The 24,513-nt window shown below is 58.1% G+C and carries 20 protein-coding genes; 8 read left to right on the top strand and 12 right to left on the bottom strand.

Going from position 1 to position 24,513, the window contains the following annotated elements; all coding sequences use genetic code 11:
• The first annotated feature begins 7 nt into the window (after positions 1–7).
• Together AC2FGB_RS17105 and AC2FGB_RS17100 are read left to right on the top strand one after the other, a co-directional pair.
• On the top strand, positions 8–1,354 hold the full coding sequence (locus AC2FGB_RS17105) for a hypothetical protein (RefSeq protein ID WP_496694454.1): 1,347 nt from the start codon (positions 8–10) through the stop codon (positions 1,352–1,354).
• A gap of 141 nt (positions 1,355–1,495) precedes the next feature.
• Positions 1,496–4,003 carry a GcvT family protein gene (locus tag AC2FGB_RS17100; RefSeq protein ID WP_496694453.1) on the top strand — a complete coding sequence of 836 codons (2,508 nt, stop codon included), beginning with the start codon at positions 1,496–1,498 and terminating at the stop codon, positions 4,001–4,003.
• A 65-nt stretch (positions 4,004–4,068) separates the two neighbouring features.
• On the opposite strand, the gene AC2FGB_RS17095 is transcribed toward AC2FGB_RS17100, so the two are convergent.
• The 3 genes from AC2FGB_RS17095 to AC2FGB_RS17085 form a co-directional block, all read right to left on the bottom strand.
• Entirely contained in the window at positions 4,069–4,404 is a 336-nt protein-coding gene (locus AC2FGB_RS17095; protein ID WP_142638962.1) for a carboxymuconolactone decarboxylase family protein, read from the bottom strand.
• A 68-nt stretch (positions 4,405–4,472) separates the two neighbouring features.
• A complete protein-coding gene (locus AC2FGB_RS17090) occupies positions 4,473–5,126 on the bottom strand; it encodes a DUF938 domain-containing protein (protein WP_496694452.1) in 654 nt (217 codons plus the stop codon).
• On the bottom strand, positions 5,123–6,190 hold the full coding sequence (locus tag AC2FGB_RS17085) for an NAD(P)/FAD-dependent oxidoreductase (RefSeq protein ID WP_496694451.1): 1,068 nt from the start codon (positions 6,188–6,190) through the stop codon (positions 5,123–5,125). The genes AC2FGB_RS17090 and AC2FGB_RS17085 overlap by 4 nt, the downstream gene beginning before the upstream one ends.
• 145 nt (positions 6,191–6,335) lie before the next feature.
• Here AC2FGB_RS17085 and AC2FGB_RS17080 point away from each other — a divergent pair, with 145 nt between their 5' ends.
• Positions 6,336–6,740, top strand: a complete 405-nt coding sequence (locus AC2FGB_RS17080) for a hypothetical protein (RefSeq protein WP_142638956.1) — start codon at positions 6,336–6,338, stop codon at positions 6,738–6,740.
• 3 nt (positions 6,741–6,743) lie between these two features.
• Complete coding sequence (locus AC2FGB_RS17075) at positions 6,744–7,976, top strand: HlyD family secretion protein (RefSeq protein ID WP_142638954.1); 1,233 nt, start codon at positions 6,744–6,746, stop codon at positions 7,974–7,976.
• A 15-nt stretch (positions 7,977–7,991) separates the two neighbouring features.
• Here the strand turns inward: AC2FGB_RS17075 and AC2FGB_RS17070 are convergent, their stop codons facing one another.
• The 8 genes from AC2FGB_RS17070 to xdhA all read right to left on the bottom strand — a co-directional run bounded on the left by AC2FGB_RS17070 (position 7,992) and on the right by xdhA (position 18,176).
• On the bottom strand, positions 7,992–8,750 hold the full coding sequence (locus tag AC2FGB_RS17070) for a nuclear transport factor 2 family protein (RefSeq protein WP_496694450.1): 759 nt from the start codon (positions 8,748–8,750) through the stop codon (positions 7,992–7,994).
• 145 nt (positions 8,751–8,895) lie between these two features.
• Complete coding sequence (locus AC2FGB_RS17065) at positions 8,896–9,969, bottom strand: BMP family ABC transporter substrate-binding protein (protein WP_281973637.1); 1,074 nt, start codon at positions 9,967–9,969, stop codon at positions 8,896–8,898.
• Between the two features lie 34 nt (positions 9,970–10,003).
• Complete coding sequence (locus AC2FGB_RS17060) at positions 10,004–10,924, bottom strand: ABC transporter permease (protein ID WP_142638949.1); 921 nt, start codon at positions 10,922–10,924, stop codon at positions 10,004–10,006.
• Between the two features lie 2 nt (positions 10,925–10,926).
• Positions 10,927–12,009 carry an ABC transporter permease gene (locus tag AC2FGB_RS17055; protein WP_142638948.1) on the bottom strand — a complete coding sequence of 361 codons (1,083 nt, stop codon included), beginning with the start codon at positions 12,007–12,009 and terminating at the stop codon, positions 10,927–10,929.
• A 35-nt stretch (positions 12,010–12,044) separates the two neighbouring features.
• Positions 12,045–13,562, bottom strand: coding sequence for an ABC transporter ATP-binding protein (locus AC2FGB_RS17050; protein WP_496694449.1), 1,518 nt, complete (start codon positions 13,560–13,562; stop codon positions 12,045–12,047).
• Entirely contained in the window at positions 13,559–14,494 is a 936-nt protein-coding gene (gene xdhC, locus AC2FGB_RS17045) for a xanthine dehydrogenase accessory protein XdhC (protein ID WP_271952550.1), read from the bottom strand. Before xdhC ends, AC2FGB_RS17050 begins: the two co-directional genes overlap by 4 nt.
• Entirely contained in the window at positions 14,494–16,818 is a 2,325-nt protein-coding gene (gene xdhB / locus AC2FGB_RS17040; protein ID WP_496694448.1) for a xanthine dehydrogenase molybdopterin binding subunit, read from the bottom strand. The genes xdhC and xdhB overlap by 1 nt, the downstream gene beginning before the upstream one ends.
• Complete coding sequence (gene xdhA, locus AC2FGB_RS17035; protein ID WP_496694447.1) at positions 16,815–18,176, bottom strand: xanthine dehydrogenase small subunit; 1,362 nt, start codon at positions 18,174–18,176, stop codon at positions 16,815–16,817. Before xdhA ends, xdhB begins: the two co-directional genes overlap by 4 nt.
• Positions 18,177–18,519: 343 nt before the next feature.
• Between xdhA and dnaE the strand changes: the two genes are divergently transcribed.
• The 3 genes from dnaE to AC2FGB_RS17020 all read left to right on the top strand — a co-directional run bounded on the left by dnaE (position 18,520) and on the right by AC2FGB_RS17020 (position 22,696).
• Entirely contained in the window at positions 18,520–22,020 is a 3,501-nt protein-coding gene (dnaE, locus tag AC2FGB_RS17030; protein WP_496694446.1) for a DNA polymerase III subunit alpha, read from the top strand.
• An 89-nt stretch (positions 22,021–22,109) separates the two neighbouring features.
• Positions 22,110–22,322 carry a YMGG-like glycine zipper-containing protein gene (locus AC2FGB_RS17025; RefSeq protein ID WP_142638901.1) on the top strand — a complete coding sequence of 71 codons (213 nt, stop codon included), beginning with the start codon at positions 22,110–22,112 and terminating at the stop codon, positions 22,320–22,322.
• A gap of 20 nt (positions 22,323–22,342) precedes the next feature.
• Positions 22,343–22,696 (top strand): hypothetical protein, encoded by a 354-nt coding sequence (locus AC2FGB_RS17020; RefSeq protein WP_496694445.1) that lies wholly within the window; start codon positions 22,343–22,345, stop codon positions 22,694–22,696.
• Between the two features lie 4 nt (positions 22,697–22,700).
• Here the strand turns inward: AC2FGB_RS17020 and AC2FGB_RS17015 are convergent, their stop codons facing one another.
• Positions 22,701–22,895: a SlyX family protein gene (locus AC2FGB_RS17015; RefSeq protein WP_142638896.1), complete on the bottom strand. Its 195-nt coding sequence runs from the start codon at positions 22,893–22,895 to the stop codon at positions 22,701–22,703.
• A gap of 128 nt (positions 22,896–23,023) precedes the next feature.
• Here AC2FGB_RS17015 and hisS point away from each other — a divergent pair, with 128 nt between their 5' ends.
• Positions 23,024–24,511 (top strand): histidine--tRNA ligase, encoded by a 1,488-nt coding sequence (gene hisS, locus AC2FGB_RS17010; protein ID WP_496694444.1) that lies wholly within the window; start codon positions 23,024–23,026, stop codon positions 24,509–24,511.
• Positions 24,512–24,513: the final 2 nt, after the last annotated feature.

The raw sequence follows: 24,513 nt of genomic DNA, 5'->3' as shown, positions 1-24,513 counted from the left end.
TAATTTGATGGACGCGTTGCGGCTGATCGGGTTTGCGCTGATTGTTGGATTGGTTGTTGCCGGGCTGGATTACTACCAGCAGGATAAGAAACACGAAGGTACGCTGTCGGCAAACGGCTATGTGGAAACGCTCAAAACGCGGTTCGCCCTTTATCATGAAGAACTGGATGCCGAAGCGGCAGAACGCGACCGCCAGAAGCGTTGGCGCGCAGGGGGCAAGCCCTATATGCCGGTCCCGGATTCAGAGCTTTCGCGTCGGGCAATAATGGACAGTGACTTCACGCTCGATGCGCGTGAAGGGGGGGGCTTGAAATCAGTCAGTGAGGCCGCGCGCCCGCTTGCCAGTAAGGTGGCCGTTCAAAAAGCTGAAATACAGGCCAAAAAACTGGATAAGGCAGGCTGGGTTTATGAAAAGGCTGGTCACACTTACTGGATTGAGATCAAACTGCGGCAGGAGGCTTCCGCGGATTCACTTGCGGGCAATATCGCAAGATCGATCGACTCGATGGATTTCGGCGCCAGCAATTATGCTCCGTTCGGTGTGATCGGGGGCGTTGCCTATTTTCAGTTCGTCGAAGCAGAGTACAGCCCGATCCATCTCGATGTCCGTAAAGTCTGGTCTATGATCACTGCCAAAGTGACGGATCTGACACAGCCGGTTGGGTTCCAGATCTATACGGGCACCCTGGGTCTGGGTGAGGAAATACGTGTTGAGATGTACACAGATGCCCCGGAGCAGGATGTGCGCATATTCCTCAGCCAGCTTGACTATGATGGGATGAACGCGTTGCTTAGCCGGCCGGTGCCTGGTGTAGGAAACGAGGCGGTTACCGACCCGGATGGCGGCATAAAGCGCGCCTTGCAAATGGCCGAAGTCCGGGCCGAGTTCACCCGGCTGCGCAGCGAGATTGCTCAGTTGCGGATCGAAAACATCAACGGGTTGGCCTTGCTTGCCAATACAATGGCGGCACAACACGGGTTGCCATCTGATGCTTTCGATCTGACGGCAAACAATATCCAATCCCCGGATGATTTGATCCAGATCGGGTATCGCAAAGGGTTGGCTGGCCTGGAAATTGAAAACGCAGATGCGGATGGATCTGGCGGCAGTGTTTTTGGGCGACTTTTCGGGAAGCTAACGGGTGGGTCGGAAGAAAAAGAGGTCGAACCGAAAAGCTCGAGCGGTTTGTTCGGCGGCCTGAAGTCGTTTTTTAAAGGTTCAGAAACTGCCGATGCTTCTGGGAAACGTGTGAACGAAGCATCCGAGATTCGTGTGAACAAGGGTGGAGCAGGGTCTTCGGGCAAATGCGCCTTCAAAGATGCGCGCAAGACCTGCTCGCTGTCTGGCGGCTGAGAAAGTTCAAAACTTGTAGGAAAAACGACCCCCAGATGTCTGAGGGTCGTTTTTTTTATATCACTGGTCGGATGAATGTCGCGCGGTGGGCGCTGATTGCGCCATATGGTGGCAACAGATTCCAAGGGGAGACACCCGGCTATGAAAACCCAAGTCAAAGCACTGGTCGTTGGCGGCGGCGCCGTCGGCACTTCGATTGCCTATCATCTGGCCAAGGCAGGCTGGGACGATGTCATGCTAATCGAGCGGGACGAACTGACGTCAGGTTCGACCTGGCATGCGGCGGGTTTGCTGCCGCTGTTCAACATGTCCTATGCGACCACGCATATCCACAAATACTCGGTCGATTTCTACAAGCAGCTTGAGGATGAGACCGGCCTGAACGCGGGTTTCGCCGTGGTTGGTAACCTGCGCATGGCGCAGACCCAGGAGCGCATGGACGAATACATGCTGTACGCGTCGACCGCCGAAACCTGTGACGTTGCCTATGAATGGTTGACTCCGGACCAGATTAAGGAACGCTGGCCGCTGATCGAGACCTCGGACCTGAAGGGCGCGATCTATCACACCGAGGACGGCTATATTAACCCAGCAGACGTGACACAGGCGATGGCCAAGGGTGCGCGTCAACGCGGTGTTGAGATCGTTCGCAAGCTGCAGGCCGATGCCTTCCATTGGAATGGCACTCATTGGGAAGTCACCTGCACCAAGATGGTCGAGAAGGGCGGTAACCTCATTCCGTCGGATGAGCAGGTGGTTATCACCGCCGAGCATGTCGTGACCGCATCGGGCAACCACGCACAGCGGACCGCGAAAATGCTGGGCATCAAGATGCCCGCGATCCCGGTCGAACACACCTTCATCGTCATGGACAAAGACCCTGAGCTGGTCAAATGGCGTGAAGCGGGCAACCCGGAACACCCTGTTGTGCGTGATGCCGACAACGAATCCTACGCACGCGAGGAACGCGGCGGCTGGATTTTGGGGATCTATGAACATGGTGCGCCGGCGCAGTTTGAACATGGCGTGCCGGACAGCTTCCGTGCTGATCTGTTCCCGCTCGATCTCGACCGGATTGCAGATCAGTATATGGCAATGGCCGAGCGCGTGCCGTCCTGTGCTGAATCCGGCCTGAAAGACGATTTCAACGGCCCGATCTGCTACACGCCCGACGGCAATCCGCTGGTTGGTCCGGCTCCGGGTCTGCGCAATATGTGGCTGGCCGAGGGCTTCAGCTTTGGTATCACCGCTGCGGGTGGCACCGGTTATTATCTGGCCCAGATGATGGTCGATGGAGAAGCCGAGATCGACATGGCTTCGCTGGACCCCAAACGTTACTCGTCGAACTGGATGACCACCGAGTTTGCGGCCCGCAAGAATGAAGAGTGCTATGAGCACGTCTACATCCTGCACCACCCCGATGAAGAACGCGCTGCCTGCCGCCCGCTGCGGACTGTTCCGGCTTATGATCGTCAGAAAGCGCGTGGCGCACAGTTTGGCTGGGTTAACGGCTGGGAGCGCCCGAACTACTTCGGTCCGCTGGATGCACCCGAAAACTTCGACCATGATGCCCGCTCGTTCCGCCGCGGTGGCTGGTGGCAGCATGCCGTTGACGAAGCCAAGGCGATCCGCGAAGGCGTTGGTCTGATCGACGCATCGGCCTTCACAAAGCATGTCGTCAAAGGCCCCGGTGCGACCCAGTTCCTGGATTGGTTTACCTGCAACAAGCTGCCCAAGGTCGGTCGTATCAACCTGACCTACGCGCTGACCTCGCACGGTACCACCCGCACTGAATACACCATCGTCCGTAACGGCGAGAACAACTACTACATCGTCTCTGCCGGTGCCTGGACTGAGTACGACGCCGATTACCTGCGCAAGGCGGCCGAGGACAAGATGGAGGAGTTCGGTTACATCGAGATCCAGGATGTGACCACTCAGTGGGGCGTTTTTGCCATCGCCGGACCCAAATCGCGGGACGTTCTGAAAGAAGTCATCAAAGACGCCGATCCGGAAACCGCACTGTCCAACAAGCGCTTCCCATGGCTGTCGGCCCGTCAGATCGAACTGGGCATGTGCCCGGTCAACGCGATCCGCGTGGCCTATACTGGTGAGCTGGGTTGGGAACTTCACCACCCGATCGAAATGCAGAACTACCTGTTCGACTTGCTGGAAAAAGCCGGTGAGAAGCATGGTATGAAGCTGGTCGGCGCACGCGCCCAGAACTGGCTGCGTCAGGAGAAATCCTATCGCGCCTTCGGCACTGAGCTGGGCCGCGACGCGACCCCGCTGGAAGCCGACCTGCCGCGCTTTGTTGACCTGTCCAAGGATTTCTATGGCAAGGCCAAGCTGGAAGAGACTGGCGTGCGCGTGAAATGCTGCACCCTGCTGATCGACGGACCGGAGGATGCCGATCCGTGGGGCCGTGAAGTGTTGTATACGCCGGAAGGTGAACGCGTCGGTCGTCTGACTTCGGGTGGCTATTCAGTAGCCTACGAGAAATCCATCGGCATGGGCTATGTGAAGCCCGATCTGGCGGTGGAAGGCACCAAGCTGAAGGTCAAGCTTCAGGACAAATTGTGGGATGCGGTCGTCACCTGCGACAGCCCCTATGATCCGAAAAACGAGGTCATCCGCAAGGACGGCTGATCTGGATAAGAACGGCGGCACCTTTTTGGTGCCGCCTTCAAATGCCCGCAGCACGCGGGCTTTTTTCATGCACTCAGCTCGTCGAAACAGTCCAGCGCCTTAGAGGCGTACATCATCGACGGCCCGCCCCCCATCTGAACCGCCATGGACAGAACGTCCGATACCTCGTCACGTGACGCGCCGGCTTTGATCAAAGCTTCGGTGTGCAGCATGATACAGGGTTCGCATCGGTCCGCTATGGATATGCCAAGAGCGATGAATTCTTTGGTCTTGTAGTCTAGCGTTCCGCCTTGCTTGACCGCCGCGCCAAGCGCACCGAAGGCGCGGGCGGTATCAGGGATTGCGCCGTTCAAATTGCGAAGACCTTTTCGCGTGTCGTTGATCTTTTCCTGCCAGGGCATGCTACATTCCATTTAACATCGTGTGTTTGGAATATGTTTAGTTGGCTTCGGTCGGGCTTTGATCTGGATCAGGTGTTAGATTTTTCCACGATGAAGGCCAGGTTATTTGCAGGCATCTCCGCGACTTCCAGGATTTTCAGGTCGTGATTGGCCAAAAGCTCAGAAACGTCTCCGTCGTTTTTATATCCGATTTCAGCATCCTGCTGGACCAGAGCCGTATGAAATCGTTGATCCCCCACGCTGGTCAGGCGATTGTTGCGCATGAAAGGACCATAAAGGATCAACCGGCCATTCGCGTTCAGTGCTTGCGCTGCCTCACCGACAAGCGTTTCCACTTCGGCCCAGCTGATCAGGTGCAAGAGATTGATCAGAACGATCAGATCCCTGCCGCCAAACGGCTGATGCCAACCCTCGATGGTTGCATCCAGAACTTCTGCTTTAGACACATTCGGCAGGCCCGCGGTGTAGGCATTGATGCTGGCCCGCCGTTCGGATTCAACCTCACTGGGTTGCCAATGCATGCCGGGGCGGCACTCGGCAAAGGCTGCGATGTGCTGACCGGTGCCACTTGCCAGTTCCAGCGCTTGTCCGGTCAAAGGGGCGAACTGGTCCAGAAGATCACACAAAGCCCCGACGTTACGGCTGGCTGCCGGAGCGACCAACTGACCGTTCTCTCCTACAGTCGCGACGCTGGCGTTGGAGGGTAACGGGCGCTTGTTCATCTGTGCAACCTGTCTGGTCTCAGAGAGGCGATGGTCGCCGTGTCCAGACTTGATTGGTTGCCGACTGTCAGATCCGCTACCAGTTGGGATGCAGCAGGGGCCGTCTGAAACCCGTAACCACCCTGACCGGCAGACCAGATAAACGTAGGATCGGTCGGATCGGGCCCCAAAACCAGGCTGCCATCCGGTGCGAAACTGCGCAAGCCCGCCCAGTTGGTTTCGACCCGTGTCACAGGCTCGGTGACCATTGCCTCGTACCGGGCCAAGCCCTCGGCCAGAACCATGTCATCGGCAAACGCATCATGGGCGGCGGTCGGATCGGCATCGGCAGGTGAGACCAGCAATTTGCCCGCGTCGGGTTTAGCATACCAGCTTTCGCCCGCACCCAACATCATGGGCCAGGCGCGCAAGTCATGCCCGCCGGGGGCCGGGATACGGGCCATTGAGCGGCGGCGCGGCTGGATACCAATCGGCGCGATACCGGCCATCGCCGCGATTTCGTCAACCCAGGCGCCGGCTGCATTGACGATGTGTCGTGCCTCAAAGCTCTCGGTGGCCTCGACGATCCAGTGCCTATGTTTGCGAATTGCCGTGACGCTTTGCCGGGTCAGAACGGATCCACCATTCCCACGGATCGTCCGGGCGAAATCCTGCATCATGCGGTCGGTATCTATATCTTGTTCACTGTCGCTGTGCGCCGCGAACCCGACGGTTTCGGGGTTCAGGATCGGGATAAGGGATTGTGCCGCGTCAAAGGAAATCTGTCGGCCGCCAAGTTGATCGGCATCCCGGTGAAACACATCGTGTTGGTCTTTCCCGCCGATCAGAACCCAGCCGCGTGGCGACAGATAGTCATTCGTCTCAAAATGCGCTGCGCTGGCAAGGTTGAGGGCAATAACAGCAGGCGGACCATAGGCGGGTGCAAACATAGCCGCGGACCGGCCTGATGCGTGATAGCCCAGCGCCTCTTCGCCTTCGAGCACGGTGACCTGGCCGCGCTCTGACAACCGCGCGCCCACGCTAAGCCCGGCAATACCGCCGCCGATAATCAGGAAATCTATCATGTCGCCCCTTTGCTGGCCGCAGTCGTGATTTTCTGACGTCGAATGCGTCGTGCACGACCGTAGAATTCTAATTGAGACTTTAAGCAGGGTTGAATTTGCGCATCAACCCATCCAAAGAAGTGGAAAGCAATTAGAGGAGGGCAGGGTGAGCACAGCAGATTTACACCCATTGGCCACGGGGCACATTCCGTCTTACGTGACCCAGGCGGATGGCAGCGATTTTCTTTTGACGGTCATGTTCATTTTCACGGTTGTGGTAATCATCCTGATCGGCGTTGGCTATTTCACCCTGCATTCGATCCCCGAAAAGCTCGCGCATGAATCCAACCACCCGCAGTTTCAGCTTGTGGGAATTCTTGCGCTGCTGGCTTTGTTCACTCATAACGGATTGTTCTGGATTGCAGCCATTCTGGTCGCCGGATTCCAGTTTCCCGACATAGGTGCGCCCTTGCGTGCCATTGCCGATGCGATCCGATCTTTGGCGCCGCAACCGCCTGCTGATCCCGATCCCGTTCCATCCCCCGAACCCGTCGCGCAGCAGGAGCAATAGGACATGCTTGAAACACTGATGTGCGCGCTGGTTACAGTGCTGCCTGATTATCTGTTCCGCCGCTTTGTGCAGGGAAAACGTATCGGGCACGAGATCACATTATTCACCATGTGGTACGAGTTGCGCTGGGGTCTGACAACCTGTGCCATTATGGCGCTGACCGTGATCACCACTCTGTTCTATTTTCACCCGGCCAGCAAAACTGCGGCGTCGTATTTCCGCACGGTAACGATCTTGCCGCAACTGGGTGGGCGAGTGTCCGAGGTCTATGTCTCCAACAACCAACAGGTCGTTGCTGGGCAGCCAATCTTCCGGATCGAGGACTTTACTCAGACTGCAATGGTTGAGGCAGCGCATGCGCAGATCGCGCAAGTTCAGGCGTCACTGAAAGTCGCGGAGACCGATCTGGCCGAGGCCGCCGCCGGGATCGCGGGCGCAAAAGCGGCGCTGGATCAGGCGCTGGAGGACTTGCAACGCAATACGACCCTGCGGGACGAAGGGTCAAGCGCCGTCCGCCTGGCCGAGATTGACCGGCTGGAAAACCTTGTCGCTGAACGAGAGGCCAAGCTGGTTGCGGCTGAATCGCAACGCGCTGCCGTCGTACAGCAAATCGAAGAGCTGATCCCGGCCCAACTGGCCAGCGCCAATGCGAACCTGGATGCTGCTTTGACCGAGCTGGATAAGACTGTGATCAACGCGGGTGTGACGGGGAGGATTGAACAGTTCGGCCTTCAGGTTGGCGATTACGTCAGTCCTTTGCTGCGTCCAGCAGGTATTCTTGTGCCGTCAAATTCCGGGCATGACCGCTTTCAGGCTGCGTTCAATCAGATGTCGGCGCAGGTTATCAAACCCGGCATGGTCGGAGAGCTGGGCTGCATGACCAAGCCGTTCACGGTTATTCCGGTTGTGGTGGTCGAAGTTCAGGATGTGATCCCATCGGGACAAATTCGCCCGTCAGACGAGCTTAGAGACGTGCAGTCCAACAAGGTGCCGGGCTCGATCCTGGTCTATTTTGAACCGCTTTATAAGGGCATGGCGGATGATATCCCGCCCGGCAGCAACTGTCTGGCGAATGTCTACACCGATAACCACGAGCGGCTGGAGCATGAAGATTTGGGTTTTTGGCACTCTGCTTTCCTGCATGTGGTTGACACGATCGGAGTGGTTCATGCGGCGGGTCTGCGCCTGCGTTTGATCCTGATGCCGGTAAACACGCTGGTTCTGACTGGGCATTAACGGCTCTTACGTAGATCAGAATTTGCCGTTGTCATTCTTCCACTCGCTACGGGGCGCTATGGTTTCCATAGTGCCCCAATGCTCGACGATCACTCCGTCTGCGACCCGAAACAGATCATAAAAGCTGGTATGTTTTCCGTGACTGGCACCTTCGCTCATGCACAGGACGAAATTCCCTTCTGCCAGCACACGATGGACGCGGTGATACTGAACGATCAACTCCGCGTCTGATCTAGCTTCAAGCACCATGCGATAGGCGTCGATGCCGTCAACACCATCGGGATCGTGTTGTATCAGGTTCGCATCAACAAACGCCTTCATCCGCTCGGTTTGCCGGTCTATCAGGACTGTTTGCGAGAAGTTGCCGACCAATTCCCGGTTCTGTTCGGTTCTGTCAATATCCGTGATTTCAGTTGGCCCATCAAGCATGCCGCGTCCCGAAGCGTTTGGGCCGCGCAGGGGCTGAATGTTATCCCAGTGCTCAACAGCTTTGCTGTCTTCAAACCGAAAGACCTCGAACGCGGCCTTAACTTCGGCAAAATCATATTCGTTATGGGCAAAAGCGAATTCGCCATCTTCAAAAACGCGAACAAATTTAACCTTGGGATTTGTTTTCGACAGGCGGGCAAACAACGTGGCCAGCCCCTCGCTGCCTTCATGGGTCTGGGGATTGTGCTGGATGTATTTTTCTTCGTTGACGACGGCTGCGGCCTCGGCATCCCCGGTTTCGATACCTTTCAACAGTTTCTGCAGCAATTCGCGTTTTGAATTCATCTGGTCCTCGTTGATCGGTAGAGCCGCGGATCAATGTGCTTGGCGCTGGTTTCGGGCTATCGAAGATCAAGAGTGGCATAAAACAGGTGGCAAAATCAAAAAAGGCCCGCACATGGCGGGCCTTTCTGCGTTATCCTGTGCCGCCTTACTGCGGAATCTCACCTTCCAAGCCTTCTACATAGAAGTTCATGCCGGCCAGTGTACCGTCGTCTGCGGTCTCGCCTTCGGCCAGCCAGTCACTACCGTCCTGCTTTTTCAGCGGTCCGGTGAAGGGGTGGTATTCACCCGCGGCCATGGCCGCTTTCAGCGCCAGTGCCTCTTCTTTGACGTCAGCGGGAACCGCGTCCGAGATTTCGCCGATTGCTACCATGCCTTCGCGGATGCCATCCCATGTATTGGCGCTTTCCCATGTGCCATCCATGACGGCCTGGGTCCGTGCAATATAGTAGGGCGCCCAGTCATCGATGATCGACGAGACGCGCGGGTACGGAGCGTATTCGCTCATGTCCGAGGCCTGGCCGAAAGTGATGACGTTGCCCGCCTCTTGCGCAGCTGCTTGCGGTGCGGTCGAGTCGGTGTGCTGCAGGATCACGTCCGCGCCCTGTTCGATCAGAACAGTGGCGGCATCTGCTTCTTTCGCCGGATCGAACCAAGTGTAGGCCCAGATGATCTTGAACTCGACATCCGGGTTGACCTTCTTGGCGTGGATATAGGCCGAGTTGATTCCGCGGACCACTTCGGGGATCGGATAGGACCCGATATAGCCAACAATGTTCGACTTGGTCATCTTGCCCGCGATATGGCCCTGTACCGCACGACCTTCATAGAAACGTGCCGAATAAACCGAAACGTTGTCGGCTGTTTTATAGCCGGTCGCGTGTTCGAACTTCACGTTCGGGAATTTCTTGGCCACGTTGATGGTCGGATCCATGTATCCGAACGAGGTGGTAAAGATCAGGTCTGCACCTTCCAGCGCCATCTGGGTCATCACCCGCTCTGCATCCGGGCCTTCGGGCACGGATTCAACAAACACGGTTTCGACTTTGTCGCCGAACTCTTCCTCAACCGCCAGACGGCCCTTGTTATGTTCATAGGTCCAGCCGCCGTCGCCCACCGGGCCGACAAATACAAAGCCGACCTTGGTTTTGTCTTCAGCTATGGCAGTAGTTGCCAAACCCAGCGCCATGGCGGCGCTTGCCAGAAATGTAGTAATTTTCATGTGTTACTCCCCAAGTTGGTTCAGTTGTCCCCGTCTAATGCGAGGCATGGAATATCCGGCCGAGTGAGGCAGGTGCGCTGCTTTTGTCGGCGGAAAGGATCACAAGCACAAGGATCGTGATGATGTAGGGCGACATTGCCAGATACTCGACCGGGATGGCAACGCCCGCTGCCTGCAAATTCAGCTGCAACACGGTGATACCGCCGAACAAATAGGCACCCAGCAGGGCGCGCCATGGCTTCCAACTGGCGAAGACGACCAAGGCCAGGGCGATCCAGCCGACACCGGCTGTCATGCCCTCGGTCCACTGTGGCACCCGGATCAAGCTGATATAGGCCCCACCCAGCCCGGCACAGGCACCGCCGAACAGGATCGCCATGATGCGGATCTTGATCACCTTATAGCCAAGCGCATGTGCCGCATCGTGGTTTTCACCTACCGCGCGCAGGATCAGTCCGACGCGAGTGTATTTAAGCGTAGCCCAGACGGCCGCTGTCAAAGCGATGCCGACATAAAGGATCGGGTCATGCTGAAACAGGATCGGGCCAATCACCGGAATATCGCTGATCACCGGGATATGGATATCGCCCATGCTGGGGGGTTTGACCCCCACATAGCTTTGACCGAGCAGGGCGCTGAACCCTAAACCAAACAGAGTCAGCGCCAGGCCGCTGGCAACCTGATTGGCCAGCGCCACCTGCGTCAGCAGCACAAACAGCAGGGACAGTACTGCACCGCCTATGGCCGCGGCGACAAAGCCCAGCCAGGGCGACCCAGTCTCGACCGAGATCGCAAAACCGCTGATCGCGCCAACGATCATCATGCCCTCTACGCCAAGGTTCAGAACTCCTGCTTTTTCGACGACCAATTCACCGATCGCGGCCAGAAGCAGGGGAGTTGCAGCCACCATCAGTGACGCGACCAGAAGTACGGGATTAATCTCACCTAGGTCCATGATTACGCCACCTCGCTACGGGCCGCACGGATGCGGTAGTTGGTCAAAAGGTCGAAGGCCAGCAGGAAGAACAGCAGCATCCCCTGGAATACTTGAATAGCCGCGGCAGGAAGACCCATTTGGGACTGCGCAATTTCACCACCGATATAGGTCAACGCCATTAGACCACCGGCTAGCAGGATGCCCACCGGATGCAGTCGACCCAGAAAGGCCACGATGATCGCGGTAAAGCCATAGCCGACGTTAAAGTCGATGCTGACAACACCCGAGGGGCCCGAGACTTCGAACATCCCCGCCAGCCCGGCCAGTGCGCCTGACAGGCCAAGACAGAACAGGATCAGTCGTGCTGGGTTTACCCCGGCGAATTTGGCTGCGCGCGGGGCCTCACCCGTCAGGCGGATGTGAAAGCCCAGCATGTGCCGGTTCAGCAGGATATAGGAAAAGATCACGGCTATCAGTGCGGTCACAACGCCCCAATGCATCCCCGATCCTGCGATCAGCTCGGCATTATGCGCACTCTCATAGGATTGCAGATTGCGTGAACCCGGAAAACCGAACCCTTCGGGGTTTTTCAGTAGTCCCAGCGAGACCGAGGCCATCATCTGTTCAGCCACATAGACCAGCATCAGCGAGACCAGAATTTCATTGGTGCCAAAGCGCACCTTCAGAAAGGCCGGAATAGAGGCCCAGAGCCAACCGCCAAGCGCACCTGCCATCACCATGATCGGAAAGACATACCAGGCATCCAGCGGGTAAAAGGCCAGCCCGGCCCCCGCACCAAAGATGGCGCCCATGATATACTGACCCTCGGCGCCGATGTTCCAGATACCGGCGCGGAAGCCTAACGACAGGCCAATCGCAATCAGCACCAACGGCGCGCCCTTCACCAGCAGCTGCGGGCGGTAATAAAAGGCGAATTCACCGAACAGAGGCTCCCAGAAAATGGTGCCGATGGCCTGAACCGGGTTTTTACCCAGGACGGCAAACAATATGCCGCCAAACAGCATCGTCGCCAGTACCGCCACAAGCGGGGTCGCATAAGACCACGCCTTGGACGGCTGTGGCCGTTTCTCCAATACAATCATCTGCTCACACCCCCGTCGTCATATTTTGTTTTGCATCAGACATGGGCTACCTCCATGCCATGTGCACCGCCCATCATCAGGCCGATCTCATCCACGGTCAGACCCGTGGTTGTGCGTGGCGCGCTGAGCCTGCCTTCGTTCAGGGCGGCAAAGCTGTCCGAGATTTCCATCAATTCGTCCAGATCCTGGCTGATGCAGACCACCGCCGTGCCCTTGGCGGCAAGGTCCAGAATGGCCTGTCGGATCGACGCAGCGGCAGCGGCGTCCACCCCCCATGTGGGTTGGTTCACAACCAGTACATCGGGGTTCTGCAACACTTCGCGTCCGATCACGAATTTCTGTAGGTTGCCGCCTGACAATGACCGGGCCGCATTCTCGGGCCCTGGCGTGCGCACATCAAAGGCGCTGATGATCTTTTCAGCAAAGCTTTTGGTATCTGCCCATTTCAAGAACCCGTTGCTTTCCAACCCTTCGCGGACCGATCCGGTCAGCAGGGCGTTTTCGGTCAGGCTCATGTCTGGGGCGGCTGCATGTCCCAACCGCTCTTCGGGGGCGGTCAGTACGCCCAGCTTGCGCCGTGCGGTTGGGCCCAGTTTGCCAATCGGCTGGCCATTGAACTTGATCGCATCGGCAGCTGTCTGGATTTCGCCAGACAGGACACCCAGCAGTTCGTCCTGTCCGTTGCCGGCAACACCGCCAATTCCCAGCACTTCGCCTTTGCGAACTGTCATGTGGACATTCTTCAGCGCGGTGCCGAATTCAGACGGTGAGGGCACGGAAAGCCCGCTGACATCCAGCGCGACCTCGCCGAACTCGCGGCCTCCGCGCTCAGGTGTTTGCAGGGTTGAACCGACCATCAACTCGGCCATCTCCCGGGCCGAGGTTTCAGACGGAACGCATTCGCCCACATTCTTGCCCAAACGCAAGATCGTAGCGTGGTCGCATAGGGTGCGGATTTCTTCAAGCTTGTGCGAGATATACAGGATCGATGTGCCTTCAGACCGCAATTTATTCAGCGTTTCGAAAAGGATATCGACTTCTTGCGGAGTCAGAACACTGGTTGGTTCGTCCATGATCAAAAGCTTTGGATCCTGCAGAAGGCAGCGAATGATCTCAACCCGTTGGCGTTCCCCCGCAGACAGGTCGCCGACTGTACGAAAGGGGTCCAGCGGTAGGCCGTAGGTTTCCGAAACTTCCCGAATGCGCGAGGCCAGGTCGCCCATTGGCGGCGGGTTCTCCATCCCCAATGCGATGTTCTCGGCCACGTTCAGCGCGTCGAACAGCGAAAAATGCTGAAATACCATCGCGATTCCGTCAGCACGCGCGGCGCGCGGCTCGGGCGGAGCAAAGGGTTGGCCACGCAACAGCATGGTGCCGCTGTCGGGCTTCACCAAGCCATAGATCATTTTGACCAGCGTGGATTTTCCCGCGCCGTTTTCGCCCAACAGGGCATGAACTTCGCCCTCACCGATGTCAAAGGACACCTGATCATTGGCCACGACGCCGGGATAGGCTTTGGTCAGTCCTTGCAAACTTAGCAGTGGAGTGGTCACGCGCTCAGATCCTTCTTCAAATTGTTTTGCCCGATCGGGCGCAGCAGTTGTGATGCGACGCCCACGGCAATCATCTGCGGGTGCTTGCCCAGGCCCGGGTCGCCAATCGGGCAGGTGATCCGGCTGATCCGCTCGGGCGAGTGCCCCAGCGCTGCCAGCCGAGACCGGAACCGCGCCCATTTCGTAGCCGAGCCGATCAGCCCCGCAAAGCGGAAATCGTGCGAAAGCAGACGGTTGCACAATTCCAAGTCCAGATTGTGTGAATAAGTCAGCACCAGATGTTCAGCATCACGCGGCGCATGCCGAACCAGTTCCGCTGGTTTCGCGGCAGGGACGGCGGTGACTCCGTTCGGTACGGTTTCTGGAAACCGCTTGGATCCTGTATCGACCCAAGTGATTGCGAGATCGGGCAGCGGTGACAGGACATCCACCAGGGCGCGACCGACGTGACCCGCGCCCCAGACCCACAGTGCACGCGCTGGTTTGTGGACCGGCTCGACCATCCAGCCTTCGATCAGCTGTGCCTCTGGTGCAATCCCCTGTCCGCGGGCTTCGGTCAACAGGCGTTTGACCGACAGTGGCATGTCCTGGTTCGATGTTGGGCGCGCGATGATGCTGTCGTCCAGATCGTTGATGTTGTTGCGGTCATAGACCTCGCTTAGCAAGGAAACAGCGCCACCGCAGCACTGGCCCATGTCGGGGCCAAGCGCGTGATGGGTCAGGCGCGATTGGGCGGTTTGTATCCGCGCCGCTTCGGCTGCCTGAAACTCAAGTGTGCCGCCACCGATCGTGCCGGATTGCCCGTCCTGCCAGACCAGCATTGCGGCACCAACCTCGCGTGGGGACGAGCCCTTGATCCCGGCGATGACTACCCGGATCACGCGCCCATGGGTTTTGACCGCCTCCCTCAAAGTCTCAAGGTCAAATCCCATCAGTCGTCCCCCTTCATCCTTTGGACACCATGCCAGACTTCTTCTGCCGTGGCGGGGGCATCCAATGCGGGGTAGCCGTTTCCGCAGGCCGCCACCGCATTCGACAGTGCCAGCCAGGCGGATATCCCAAGCATGAATGGAGGTTCGCCTACTGCTTTCGAGCGATAGATCGTGTCCTCACGGTTTTCAGCCTCCCAAAGCGCAACGTTGAAGATGTCGGGGCGGTCGGAACAAGCCGGGATCTTGTAGGTCGATGGCGCATGGGTGCGCAGATTGCCTGTGCCATCCCAGACGAGTTCTTCGGTCGTCAACCAACCCGCGCCCTGCACATAGCCACCTTCGACCTGACCGATATCCAGCGCAGGGTTCAGCGACGCGCCCGCGTCATGCAGGATATCCGTGCGCAAGATGCGGTTCTCACCGGTTAGTGTGTCCACGGCAACTTCGGTGATCGAGGCGCCATAGGCGAAGTAGAAAAACGGACGACCTTGGCCTTTGATCCGGTCCCATTCGATCTTGGGTGTCTTATAGAAGCCGGTGGCCGAAAGGCTGATGCGGCCCTGATAGGTCAGCGCAGCCGCTTCGGCAAAGGTATAGCGTTCCTCACCAACCGATACATGACCATCCCCGAAGGTGACAGCCGACGGGTCGGCCTGATGTCGCTCGGCCAGATACTCTGCCATCCGGTCGCGGATCGTGTCACAGGCGGCTTTCACCGCCATACCGTTGAGATCGCTTCCCGAGGATGCCGCCGTTGCCGAGGTGTTCGGCACTTTGGCCGTGTCTGTGGCGGTGATCTTCACCATCTCTAGCGGAATACCAAAGCGTGAGGCGGCAACCTGGGCCACTTTTTGAAACAGGCCCTGGCCCATCTCGGTACCGCCATGGTTCAGGTGCACGGACCCGTCCTGATACACATGCACCAGCGCGCCGGCCTGATTCAGATGGGTCAGGGTGAAGGAAATGCCGAACTTGACCGGAGAGAAGGCGATGCCCTTTTTGATCACGCTGTTCTCGGCATTCCATTTCTGAATTGCTGCCTTGCGCGCGGCATAGTCGCTGGAATTCAACAAGGCTTCGGTCATGCCGTGAAGTTCGAAATCTTCGACTTCCATGCCATAAGGGGTGGTGTTTGGCGTATCGCCGCCACTGCGATCAGGGGCATGGTCATCGGTACCCGCCGGGGCAGCGTAATAGTTCCTGCGGCGCAGCTCGACCGGGTCCAGACCCAACTCATGCGCGGCGTGGTCCATGACGCGTTCGATTCCAACCATACCCTGAGGGCCTCCAAACCCCCGATAGGCGGTGGCAGATTGGGTGTTGGTTTTCAGCCGGTGACTTTCGATCCGCGCATTGGGCAGCAGATACGCATTGTCGGAATGCAGCATCGCCCGGTCCGCGACGGGCAGCGACAGGTCTTGTGCCCATCCGCATATGGCGTGGTGCAGAAAGGATACCCCCTGAATATGCCCGTCCTGATCGAACCCGGCCCTATAGCCAATGCGAAAGGCATGCCGCTTACCGGTGATGATCATGTCGTCATCGCGGTCATAGCGCATCTTGCAGGCTGTGCCGGTTGCCCGCGCAGCCACTGCGCAGGAAACAGCCAGAGCGTTGCCCTGGCTTTCCTTGCCCCCGAACCCGCCGCCCATGCGCCGGGTTTCAACGCGCACAGCATGCATGGGAACACCCAGAGCCTCTGCCACTTTGTGCTGAATCTCAGTCGGGTGCTGGGTCGAGCTATGGACCAGCATATCAGCACCCTCATTCGGCACCGCCAGTGCGGCTTGACCTTCCAGATAGAAATGCTCTTGCCCGCCAAGCTCAAAACTGCCTTCGATCACATGCGCCGCGCCTGCGATGGCGGCGTCTGCATCACCTTTGGTGTAGATGCGCGGGCCGTCCTCGAACCGACTGTCGGCGGCCAGCGCCTCTTCAATCGTCAGAATTGGCGTTTCTTCAGCATAGTCGATCTTGCCCAGTCGTGCAGCTTTGCGCGCGGCCAGATGGCTGGTGGCGACAACCAGAAATACGGGCTGCCCGATATAGTGGACAGAGCCGTCCGACAACAAAGGTTCATCGTGAATGGACGGTGAGACATCATTCGCAAAGGGCAGGTCTTCGGCGGTCATCACCATGACGACACCGTCGGCGGCCTTGACTGCAGACAGGTCAATCGCGGCGATTGTGCCCTTGGCGATGGGGCTGAGACCAAAGGCCAGATGCAACGTGCCTTTTGGTGTTGGGATATCGTCCACATAGCGGGCCGAACCGGAGACATGCAGCGGCGCGGCGTCATGAGGCAGTGGTTTTGTCACGCTCATGCCGACACCTCCAGCACATTGGTTGCCTGGCCCTGATCTTCAAGGAAATAACGCTCCAGCATCGCTTTCGCCGTCTCAAGGCGGTAATGAGCCGAGGCGCGCATATCTGACATTGGCGCGTAATCCTCGGCAAACATCGTCAGAGCGGATTGAACGGTAGCAGCCGTCCATGGCTTGCCGGTCAACGAAGCTTCGACTTGAGTGGCGCGTTTCGGAACGCCCGCCATGCCGCCAAATGCGATGCGCGCCTGAGTGACGGTACCTTCTGCAACGGTAATGTTGAAACACCCACAAACGGCCGAAATATCCTGATCAAACCGTTTGCTGAGCTTGTAGCATTTCAACCGATCCGCCTGGCGCGGGAAGCTTACGGCTTCGACGAATTCTCCGGGTACGCGATCCTGTTTTCCATAGTCGATGAAGAACTTTTCCAAGGGCAGCGTTCGCCTTGTGTCGCCTTTGCGCAGGTGCAGGCTGGCGCCCAGGGCAATCAGTGCAGGCGGGTTGTCACCGATTGGTGACCCATTGGCGATATTACCGCCTACGGTTGCGGCGTGCCGCACCTGTACGCTGGCATAGCGGCGGATCATTTCAGCATAAGAGGGGTGCAGATCCCCCAGCGCTTCGCCCATGCGGTTCATATCGACCATGGCACCAAGGCGAATTTCATTGTCAGTAACCGTGATCTGTTTCAGATCATCGCAACCGTTCATGAAGATTACTGTTTTCAGGTTGCGCAACTGTTTGGTGACCCAAAGGCCTACATCGGTCGCGCCAGCGACCAGGGTGGCCTCTGGGTGTTCGGCATAAATGGCGGCAAGCTCGTCCGAGGACCGCGGCAGCATAGGAGACGCGGCGGGTGCTGCGTCAGGCTTGTCCTTGACCCAGACGGGAACAGGGTGCTTTTCGACGGCTTTGGCGGCACGGATAATCGGCGCATAGCCCGTGCATCGGCACAGGTTCCCGGCCAGCTGTGTGTCGTGATCGGTTGCACCATTCGCATGCCCGGCCACCATCGACATTACAAAGCCGGGGGTGCAAAAGCCACATTGCGACCCGTGCAGATCAACCATTGCCTGCTGTACCGGGTGGGCCTTCCCGTCCGGGCTGCTGGCGCCTTCGACGGTGCGCACCGCTTTGCCGTGGAGCTGAGGCAGGAACAGAATGCAGGAGTTCAGAGCTTTGGCTCCTCCCTGATCCGTCACCATGACAGTGCAGGCACCGCAATCACCTTCGTTGCAGCCTTCTTTGGTGCCGGTCAGAGAGCGATCCTCGCGCAGCCAATCCAACAAGGTGACTGTCGGATCGACATTCGCCAACTCCACTGTCTCTCCGTTCAGAAGAAACGTGATATCCATTCGTGAAACCCGTCGCGTTACCGAATTGCGCCTCTGAATGCTCTCCTTCGATGCGACGTAGAAAGAGTGCGGGCGGATAGCTTGCCACTAGATGTTAGAAACAGCGCAGCCAATCTGGCAAGAAAAACCGCGCTTCTGATGTATCATTTCATTGGTCCGATCCTTGTGTTTCATGTGGTTTCGATGTTCATCACATTGAAAATAAAAGGTTTTGTAGCATGTTTCACCCTCAGAGTCCGAAGCACCTTATGGATTTCCCGAACAATCAGCGCCTGTTTTTTTGGCAATCCGAACCTAAGGTTCAGGCTTTTGTACCATCACTGGCTGCGATAGCGTGGGCGGCATGAGCAGCACTCCACGATTCATCCACCTCCGCGTTCACACCGAATATTCCCTGCTGGAAGGCGCCGTGCGGCTGAAAAAGCTGCCTGGTCTGTGTGAAAAGCTTGAGATGCCCGCCGTCGCCGTCACGGACACCAACAGCATGTTCTCTGCGCTGGAGTTTTCGGTCACCGCCAGCGGGGCGGGTGTTCAGCCGATCATGGGGTGCCAGGTCGACCTGACCTACCTGCAGGCGCAACCGGGCGAGAAAGCGAAAGCCCCCGCGCCGCTGGTGCTGCTGGCGCAGTCAGAGGTCGGGTATGAAAACCTAATGAAGCTCAGCTCTTGCCTGTATGTGGACAAGGGCGGGCAGTTGCCGCAGGTGACATTGGATGAACTGACAGAGCGCTCGGATGGTCTGATCTGCCTGTCTGGCGGCCCCGACGGACCGGTGGGTCGCTTGTTGCAGCAAGGGCAGCGCCCAGCGGCCGAGGTCTTGGTGGATCGCCTTGCAACCATGTTCCCGGATCGTCTGTATGTCGAATTACAGCGCCATCCAGGCGAGGGTGGTCAGCCCGAGGCCGAACGTCTGACCGAGCGCGGCCATGTTGAAATGGCCTATGCCAAGAACCTTCCGCTGGTGGCTACCAACGATGTCTACTTCCCGACCACGGACATGTACGAAGCGCATGATGCGTTGATCTGTATTGCCGAGGGCGCTTATGTCGATCAGCAGGATGGCCGCCGCCGTCTGACCGCACAGCATTATTTCAAGTCGCAGCAGGAAATGGCGACCCTGTTCGCCGATCTGCCCGAAGCAATCGAAAACACAGTCGAGATCGCCAGGCGCTGTGCGTTCATGGCCTATCGCCGCGATCCGATCCTGCCGAAATTCGCCGATGACGAGGTGGCCGAGCTGCGCCGCATCGCCAATGAAGGTCTGCAGAAACGTCTGGCCGTGATCCCGCATGCGGTAACCCCTGAAGAGTATCAGAAGCGGCTGGATTTCGAACTGGACATCATCGAGGGCATGGGGTTTCCCGGTTATTTCCTGATCGTTGCCGATTTCATCCAATGGTCAAAGGATCAGGACATCCCGGTTGGGCCGGGGCGGGGCTCGGGCGCGGGGTCGCTGGTGGCCTATGCGCTGACGATCACCGACCTTGATCCGTTGCGTTATTCGCTGCTGTTCGAACGTTTCCTGAACCCTGAACGGGTATCGATGCCTGACTTCGATATCGACTTCTGCATGGACCGCCGCGAAGAGGTGATCCGCTACGTGCAGCAGAAATATGGGCGCGACAAGGTTGGGCAGATCATAACTTTTGGCGCGCTGCTGTCGAAGGCCGCCGTGCGTGACATCGGGCGGGTTTTGCAGATGCCATACGGGCAGGTGGATCGCCTGTCCAAGATGATCCCGGTCGAAGGGGTGAAACCCGTCTCGATTGAAAAGGCGCTTAAAGACGAACCGCGTCTGCGTGAAGAGGCGCGTAATGAAGAGGTTGTGGACCGTCTGCTGACTTATGGCCAGCAGGTCGAGGGGCTGTTGCGAAACGCGTCGACCCACGCGGCTGGTGTGGTGATTGGCGACCGTCCGCTGGATGCGCTGGTGCCGCTGTATCAGGATCCGCGTTCCGACATGCCTGCGACCCAGTTCAACATGAAATGGGTAGAACAGGCCGGGCTGGTCAAGTTCGACTTTCTGGGTCTGAAGACACTGACCGTGATCCAGAATGCGATGGATCTGATCTTCAAATCCGGGCGCGACCTGCACATCGCTGCTGACGGAACCGAGCTGTACGAAGCCGCCGAGGGGGCGGCGAACCAGATTAACGCCATCCCGCTGGATGATGAAGCGACTTACAAACTCTACTCAGCGGCCAAGACCGTAGCGGTGTTCCAGGTGGAATCCTCGGGCATGATGGATGCGCTCAAGCGGATGAAACCGGATTGTATCGAGGATATCATCGCCCTCGTCGCGCTATACCGTCCGGGCCCGATGGAGAACATCCCCAAGTTCTGCGAGGTCAAGAACAAGCTGAGCGAACGGGACACGCTGCACCCTTCCATCGACCATATCCTTGACGAAACCCAAGGCATTATCGTCTACCAGGAACAGGTTATGCAGATCGCTCAGGAAATGGCGGGCTATAGCCTTGGCGGAGCGGATTTGCTGCGCCGCGCGATGGGTAAGAAAATTCAGGAGGCGATGGACGCAGAGCGGCCTAAGTTCCTCAAAGGCGCTGCTGAGAATGACGTGGACGAGGCTAAGGCGACCGAGGTCTGGAACCTGTTGGATAAATTCGCCAACTATGGCTTCAACAAATCCCACGCTGCCGCCTATGCCGTGGTCAGCTATCAGACCGGCTGGTTGAAGGCGAACCACCCGGTCGAGTTCATGGCCGGGGTCATGAACTGCGATATCCATCTGACTGACAAGCTGGCGGTTTACTTCGAGGAAGTCCGCAAAGGGTTGGAACTGCCTTACATACCGCCCTGTGTGAACCGCTCGCAATCCACGTTTGACGTGGTGGATCAGCATCTGGTTTACGCGCTGGGCGCGTTGAAAAACGTCGGCGTTGAGGCGATGAATTTGGTAGTAGAAGGACGTGCAGGCAAACCGTTCGTCAACCTCTTCGACTTTGCCCGCCGCGTTGATCTGAAGAAGGTCGGCAAGCGGCCCTTGGAAATGCTGGCGCGTGCTGGCGCGTTTGATGAACTCGACAAGAACCGCCGCCGCGTCTTCGAAAGCCTTGATCCGCTGGTGCAATATTCAGCTGCGATCCACGATCAGAAGAACTCGAACCAGGTATCGCTGTTCGGCGAGGCGGGCGACGACCTGCCCGAGCCACGCCTTTCGCCGACGCCGGACTGGTTGCCTGCCGAGCGTTTGAGCGAAGAGTTCAAGGCCATCGGATTTTACCTGTCCGGCCACCCGCTGGATGATTATATGCCTGCCCTAAAACGCAAGCAGGTACTGACACTGGATGAGGTGATGGAAAAGGCACGCTCGGGTCCGCTGATCGCCAAGATGGCCGGTGTAGTGGCTGGGCGGCAGGAACGGAAATCTGCGCGCGGAAACCGGTTTGCCTTTGCCCAACTTTCTGACCCTACAGGTGCCTATGAGGTCACACTGTTTTCCGAAACGCTGGAGAAATCCCGTGAGTTTCTGGAAACCGGTGCACAGGTGGTGCTGACCGCCGAAGCAACGATGGAGGCCGATCAACTCAAACTGCTAGGCCGGTCCGTCGGGCGGGTAGATGCGGTCGTGGCCGAGGCAGGGGCGACCGGGCTGCGCATTTTTGTTGATCAGTCGCAGGTTCTGCCCACAGTTGCCAAAGTTCTGGAAGATGCCGCTGGCGCAGCCAAGGGGGCTGCGAAAGGGCCTATCCATCTGTGCCTGCTTGATCCTGGCCTGCCGGGAGATGTCGAGATGGACCTTGGCCAGGAATTCCCGATCAACCCGCAGATCAAAGGGGCGATCAAGTCGCTGGACGGCGTGATGTCGGTCGAGGAAATCTGACCGCCCCTGAAAAGTTGCCTGACATTCGCCCGCCGGATAGTCTGAAGACAGAATGAGATTTTCTGGTGATGCCGCAGGAGGGCAACCATATGACGATCCCACATTTCGGTTTTCGAACATTGATATTGGCCGCGTCGATGGCCTTGGTCACCGCCGGGTCGGCGGTGGCGGACGACAAGAAGAAAAAGAACACCATCGAAGGCGCGTTGATCGGGGCGGGCGTCGGTGCTTTGATTGGTGATGGCAAGGGCGCGGCAATCGGCGGCGTGGCCGGGGCCTTTATTGGACATAACTGGAAATGACTGCGATGCGTTTGACCCAAATGGAAACCGCTCTCGCAAGCCTGTGGATGATCGTTCCGGGCATGGCCATCGCAGACGAAGCTGCTGAACAAATGGTTCAGGACGCATTGCCCGTCATGTATCATACCTGTGCAACGGTGGTTGAAGAGTCGGACGGTGATGAGACCTATATCTTTGCTGTTGTCGAGAAGATGACAGCACTGTCGATCTATAACCGCCAGATTGATATCAATGATCACGCAAGCACGGACGAGGACAAAGCGAAACTGAGCGAGACCTTCATAGCCGCATTGAGAGAGGGCTGCGCCGAGGACCAGCATGCCCTGTTGGGCGGGGTTGTCGACAATGCGGTGAAAACGACGCTCGGCTTGTAATCGCTCAATAATGCGGCGGGCGTTCGTCTCCGAGGATGATGCCGCCTGATCCTTCTTGTGCCCGTTCACCTTCGCGGCGCATCAGCACCTCAACCCGGCGGGTCAAGTTGTCGATCTCATCCTGCTGGCGCGTGACGATTGTGTTCAGATCTTCGACCGTGCGGGTCAGATGGGCGATCTGCTCTTCCAGATGTTGCATTGGAAACTCCTGTCTCGCGCCGGTCATAACGGCACCGGCTGTGCAAGGCCAGCGAAAGCGCGCCTTGCCCCGAAACGGGCCATGGGATAGACCGCGCGCGGAACACTTAACGCCCAAGGACGCCCCAAATGGCCAAGCCCAAGAAACAGCCCCGCCCCAAGGCCGTAACGCCGAAGGGGTTTCGCGACTATTTTGGCGAGGAAGTCACGCAGCGCACCGAGATGCTGCGGACTATCGCGGGTGTCTATCATCGCTATGGCTTTGATGCTTTGGAGAGCAGCGCGGTCGAAACGGTCGAAGCGCTGGGCAAGTTCCTGCCTGACGTGGATCGTCCGAACGAAGGCGTCTTTGCCTGGCAGGAATTCGATGAGAACGACAAGGGCGATTGGATGGCCCTGCGCTATGACCTGACCGCGCCATTGGCCCGCGTCTATGCGCAACACCGCAACGATCTGCCGACACCTTATCGCCGCTATGCGATGGGTCCGGTCTGGCGCAACGAAAAGCCAGGTCCAGGGCGGTATCGCCAGTTTTATCAATGTGATGCGGATACTGTGGGTACCGCATCAATGGCGGCGGATGCCGAGATTTGCGCCATGTTGTCGGATACGCTGGAAACCGTGGGCATCCCGCGCGGTGACTATCTGGTGCGGGTGAATAATCGCAAGGTTCTGAACGGCGTGCTCGAGGCGATGGGTCTGGGCGAAGACGCTGCCGCCCGTGACAGCGTGCTGCGCACCATCGACAAGTTCGATAAGGTGGGCGAAGCAGGCGTGCGCGAATTGCTGACCAAGGGTCGTCTGGACGCGTCAGGTGCCTTCATCGACGGCGTGGGTCTAAGCGATGATCAGGCAGAACCGGTCATCGCCTTCCTGACCTCTAAAGCTGCAGATACCGCAGGAACGCTGGCCAATCTGCGTGCCGCCGTGGGTGACAGCCAAATCGGTGCGGATGGCATTGGCGAACTGGAACAGATCGGGACCTTGCTGGAAGCCGGCGGCTATGGCGCGGATCGGATCGAGATTGACCCATCGGTCGTGCGTGGGTTGGGCTACTACACCGGTCCGGTCTATGAGGCCGAGTTGACCTTTGATATCTTTGACGAGAAAGGCCGCAAGCGGCAGTTCGGCTCTGTCGCAGGCGGCGGGCGCTATGACGATCTGGTCAAGCGTTTCACTGGACAGGAAGTGCCCGCGACCGGCGTCTCGATCGGGGTTGACCGTCTGCTGGCCGCCCTGCGCGAAAAGGGGCGGATCAGCGCACAGGCCAAGGGGCCGGTGGTTGTCACCGTCATGGATCGCGACCGCATGGCGGATTATCAGGCCATGGTGGCCGAGCTGCGCAATGCAGGTATCCGGGCCGAGGTCTATCTGGGGAACCCCAAGAACTTTGGCAATCAGCTGAAATATGCGGACAAGCGGAACTCACCCATTGCGGTCATCGAAGGTGGTGATGAAAAGGCGAACGGGATCGTGCAGATCAAGGACCTGATCCTTGGCGCCAAGATTGCAGAAAGCGCCACGCTTGAGGAATGGAAAGAACGCCCAAGTCAGTTTGAGGTTCCGCGCGGTGATCTGGTCGCCAAGGTGCGCGAAATTCTGGACAATCAGGACTGAGC

The sequence above is a fragment of the Ruegeria sp. CDSC021 genome (genome assembly GCF_059610845.1).
This window is presented reverse-complemented; position numbering and strand designations above follow the sequence as displayed.

Coding starts and splice junctions, on each gene's coding strand:
- AC2FGB_RS17105 (WP_496694454.1), top strand. CDS start 8: ATGGACGCGTTGCGGCTGATCGGGTTTGCGCTGATTGTTGGATTGGTT.
- AC2FGB_RS17100 (WP_496694453.1), top strand. CDS start 1,496: ATGAAAACCCAAGTCAAAGCACTGGTCGTTGGCGGCGGCGCCGTCGGC.
- AC2FGB_RS17095 (WP_142638962.1), bottom strand. CDS start 4,404: ATGCCCTGGCAGGAAAAGATCAACGACACGCGAAAAGGTCTTCGCAAT.
- AC2FGB_RS17090 (WP_496694452.1), bottom strand. CDS start 5,126: ATGAACAAGCGCCCGTTACCCTCCAACGCCAGCGTCGCGACTGTAGGA.
- AC2FGB_RS17085 (WP_496694451.1), bottom strand. CDS start 6,190: ATGATAGATTTCCTGATTATCGGCGGCGGTATTGCCGGGCTTAGCGTG.
- AC2FGB_RS17075 (WP_142638954.1), top strand. CDS start 6,744: ATGCTTGAAACACTGATGTGCGCGCTGGTTACAGTGCTGCCTGATTAT.
- AC2FGB_RS17070 (WP_496694450.1), bottom strand. CDS start 8,750: ATGAATTCAAAACGCGAATTGCTGCAGAAACTGTTGAAAGGTATCGAA.
- AC2FGB_RS17065 (WP_281973637.1), bottom strand. CDS start 9,969: ATGAAAATTACTACATTTCTGGCAAGCGCCGCCATGGCGCTGGGTTTG.
- AC2FGB_RS17060 (WP_142638949.1), bottom strand. CDS start 10,924: ATGGACCTAGGTGAGATTAATCCCGTACTTCTGGTCGCGTCACTGATG.
- AC2FGB_RS17055 (WP_142638948.1), bottom strand. CDS start 12,009: ATGATTGTATTGGAGAAACGGCCACAGCCGTCCAAGGCGTGGTCTTAT.
- xdhC (WP_271952550.1), bottom strand. CDS start 14,494: ATGGGATTTGACCTTGAGACTTTGAGGGAGGCGGTCAAAACCCATGGG.
- xdhB (WP_496694448.1), bottom strand. CDS start 16,818: ATGAGCGTGACAAAACCACTGCCTCATGACGCCGCGCCGCTGCATGTC.
- xdhA (WP_496694447.1), bottom strand. CDS start 18,176: ATGGATATCACGTTTCTTCTGAACGGAGAGACAGTGGAGTTGGCGAAT.
- dnaE (WP_496694446.1), top strand. CDS start 18,520: ATGAGCAGCACTCCACGATTCATCCACCTCCGCGTTCACACCGAATAT.
- AC2FGB_RS17025 (WP_142638901.1), top strand. CDS start 22,110: ATGACGATCCCACATTTCGGTTTTCGAACATTGATATTGGCCGCGTCG.
- AC2FGB_RS17020 (WP_496694445.1), top strand. CDS start 22,343: ATGGAAACCGCTCTCGCAAGCCTGTGGATGATCGTTCCGGGCATGGCC.
- AC2FGB_RS17015 (WP_142638896.1), bottom strand. CDS start 22,895: ATGCAACATCTGGAAGAGCAGATCGCCCATCTGACCCGCACGGTCGAA.
- hisS (WP_496694444.1), top strand. CDS start 23,024: ATGGCCAAGCCCAAGAAACAGCCCCGCCCCAAGGCCGTAACGCCGAAG.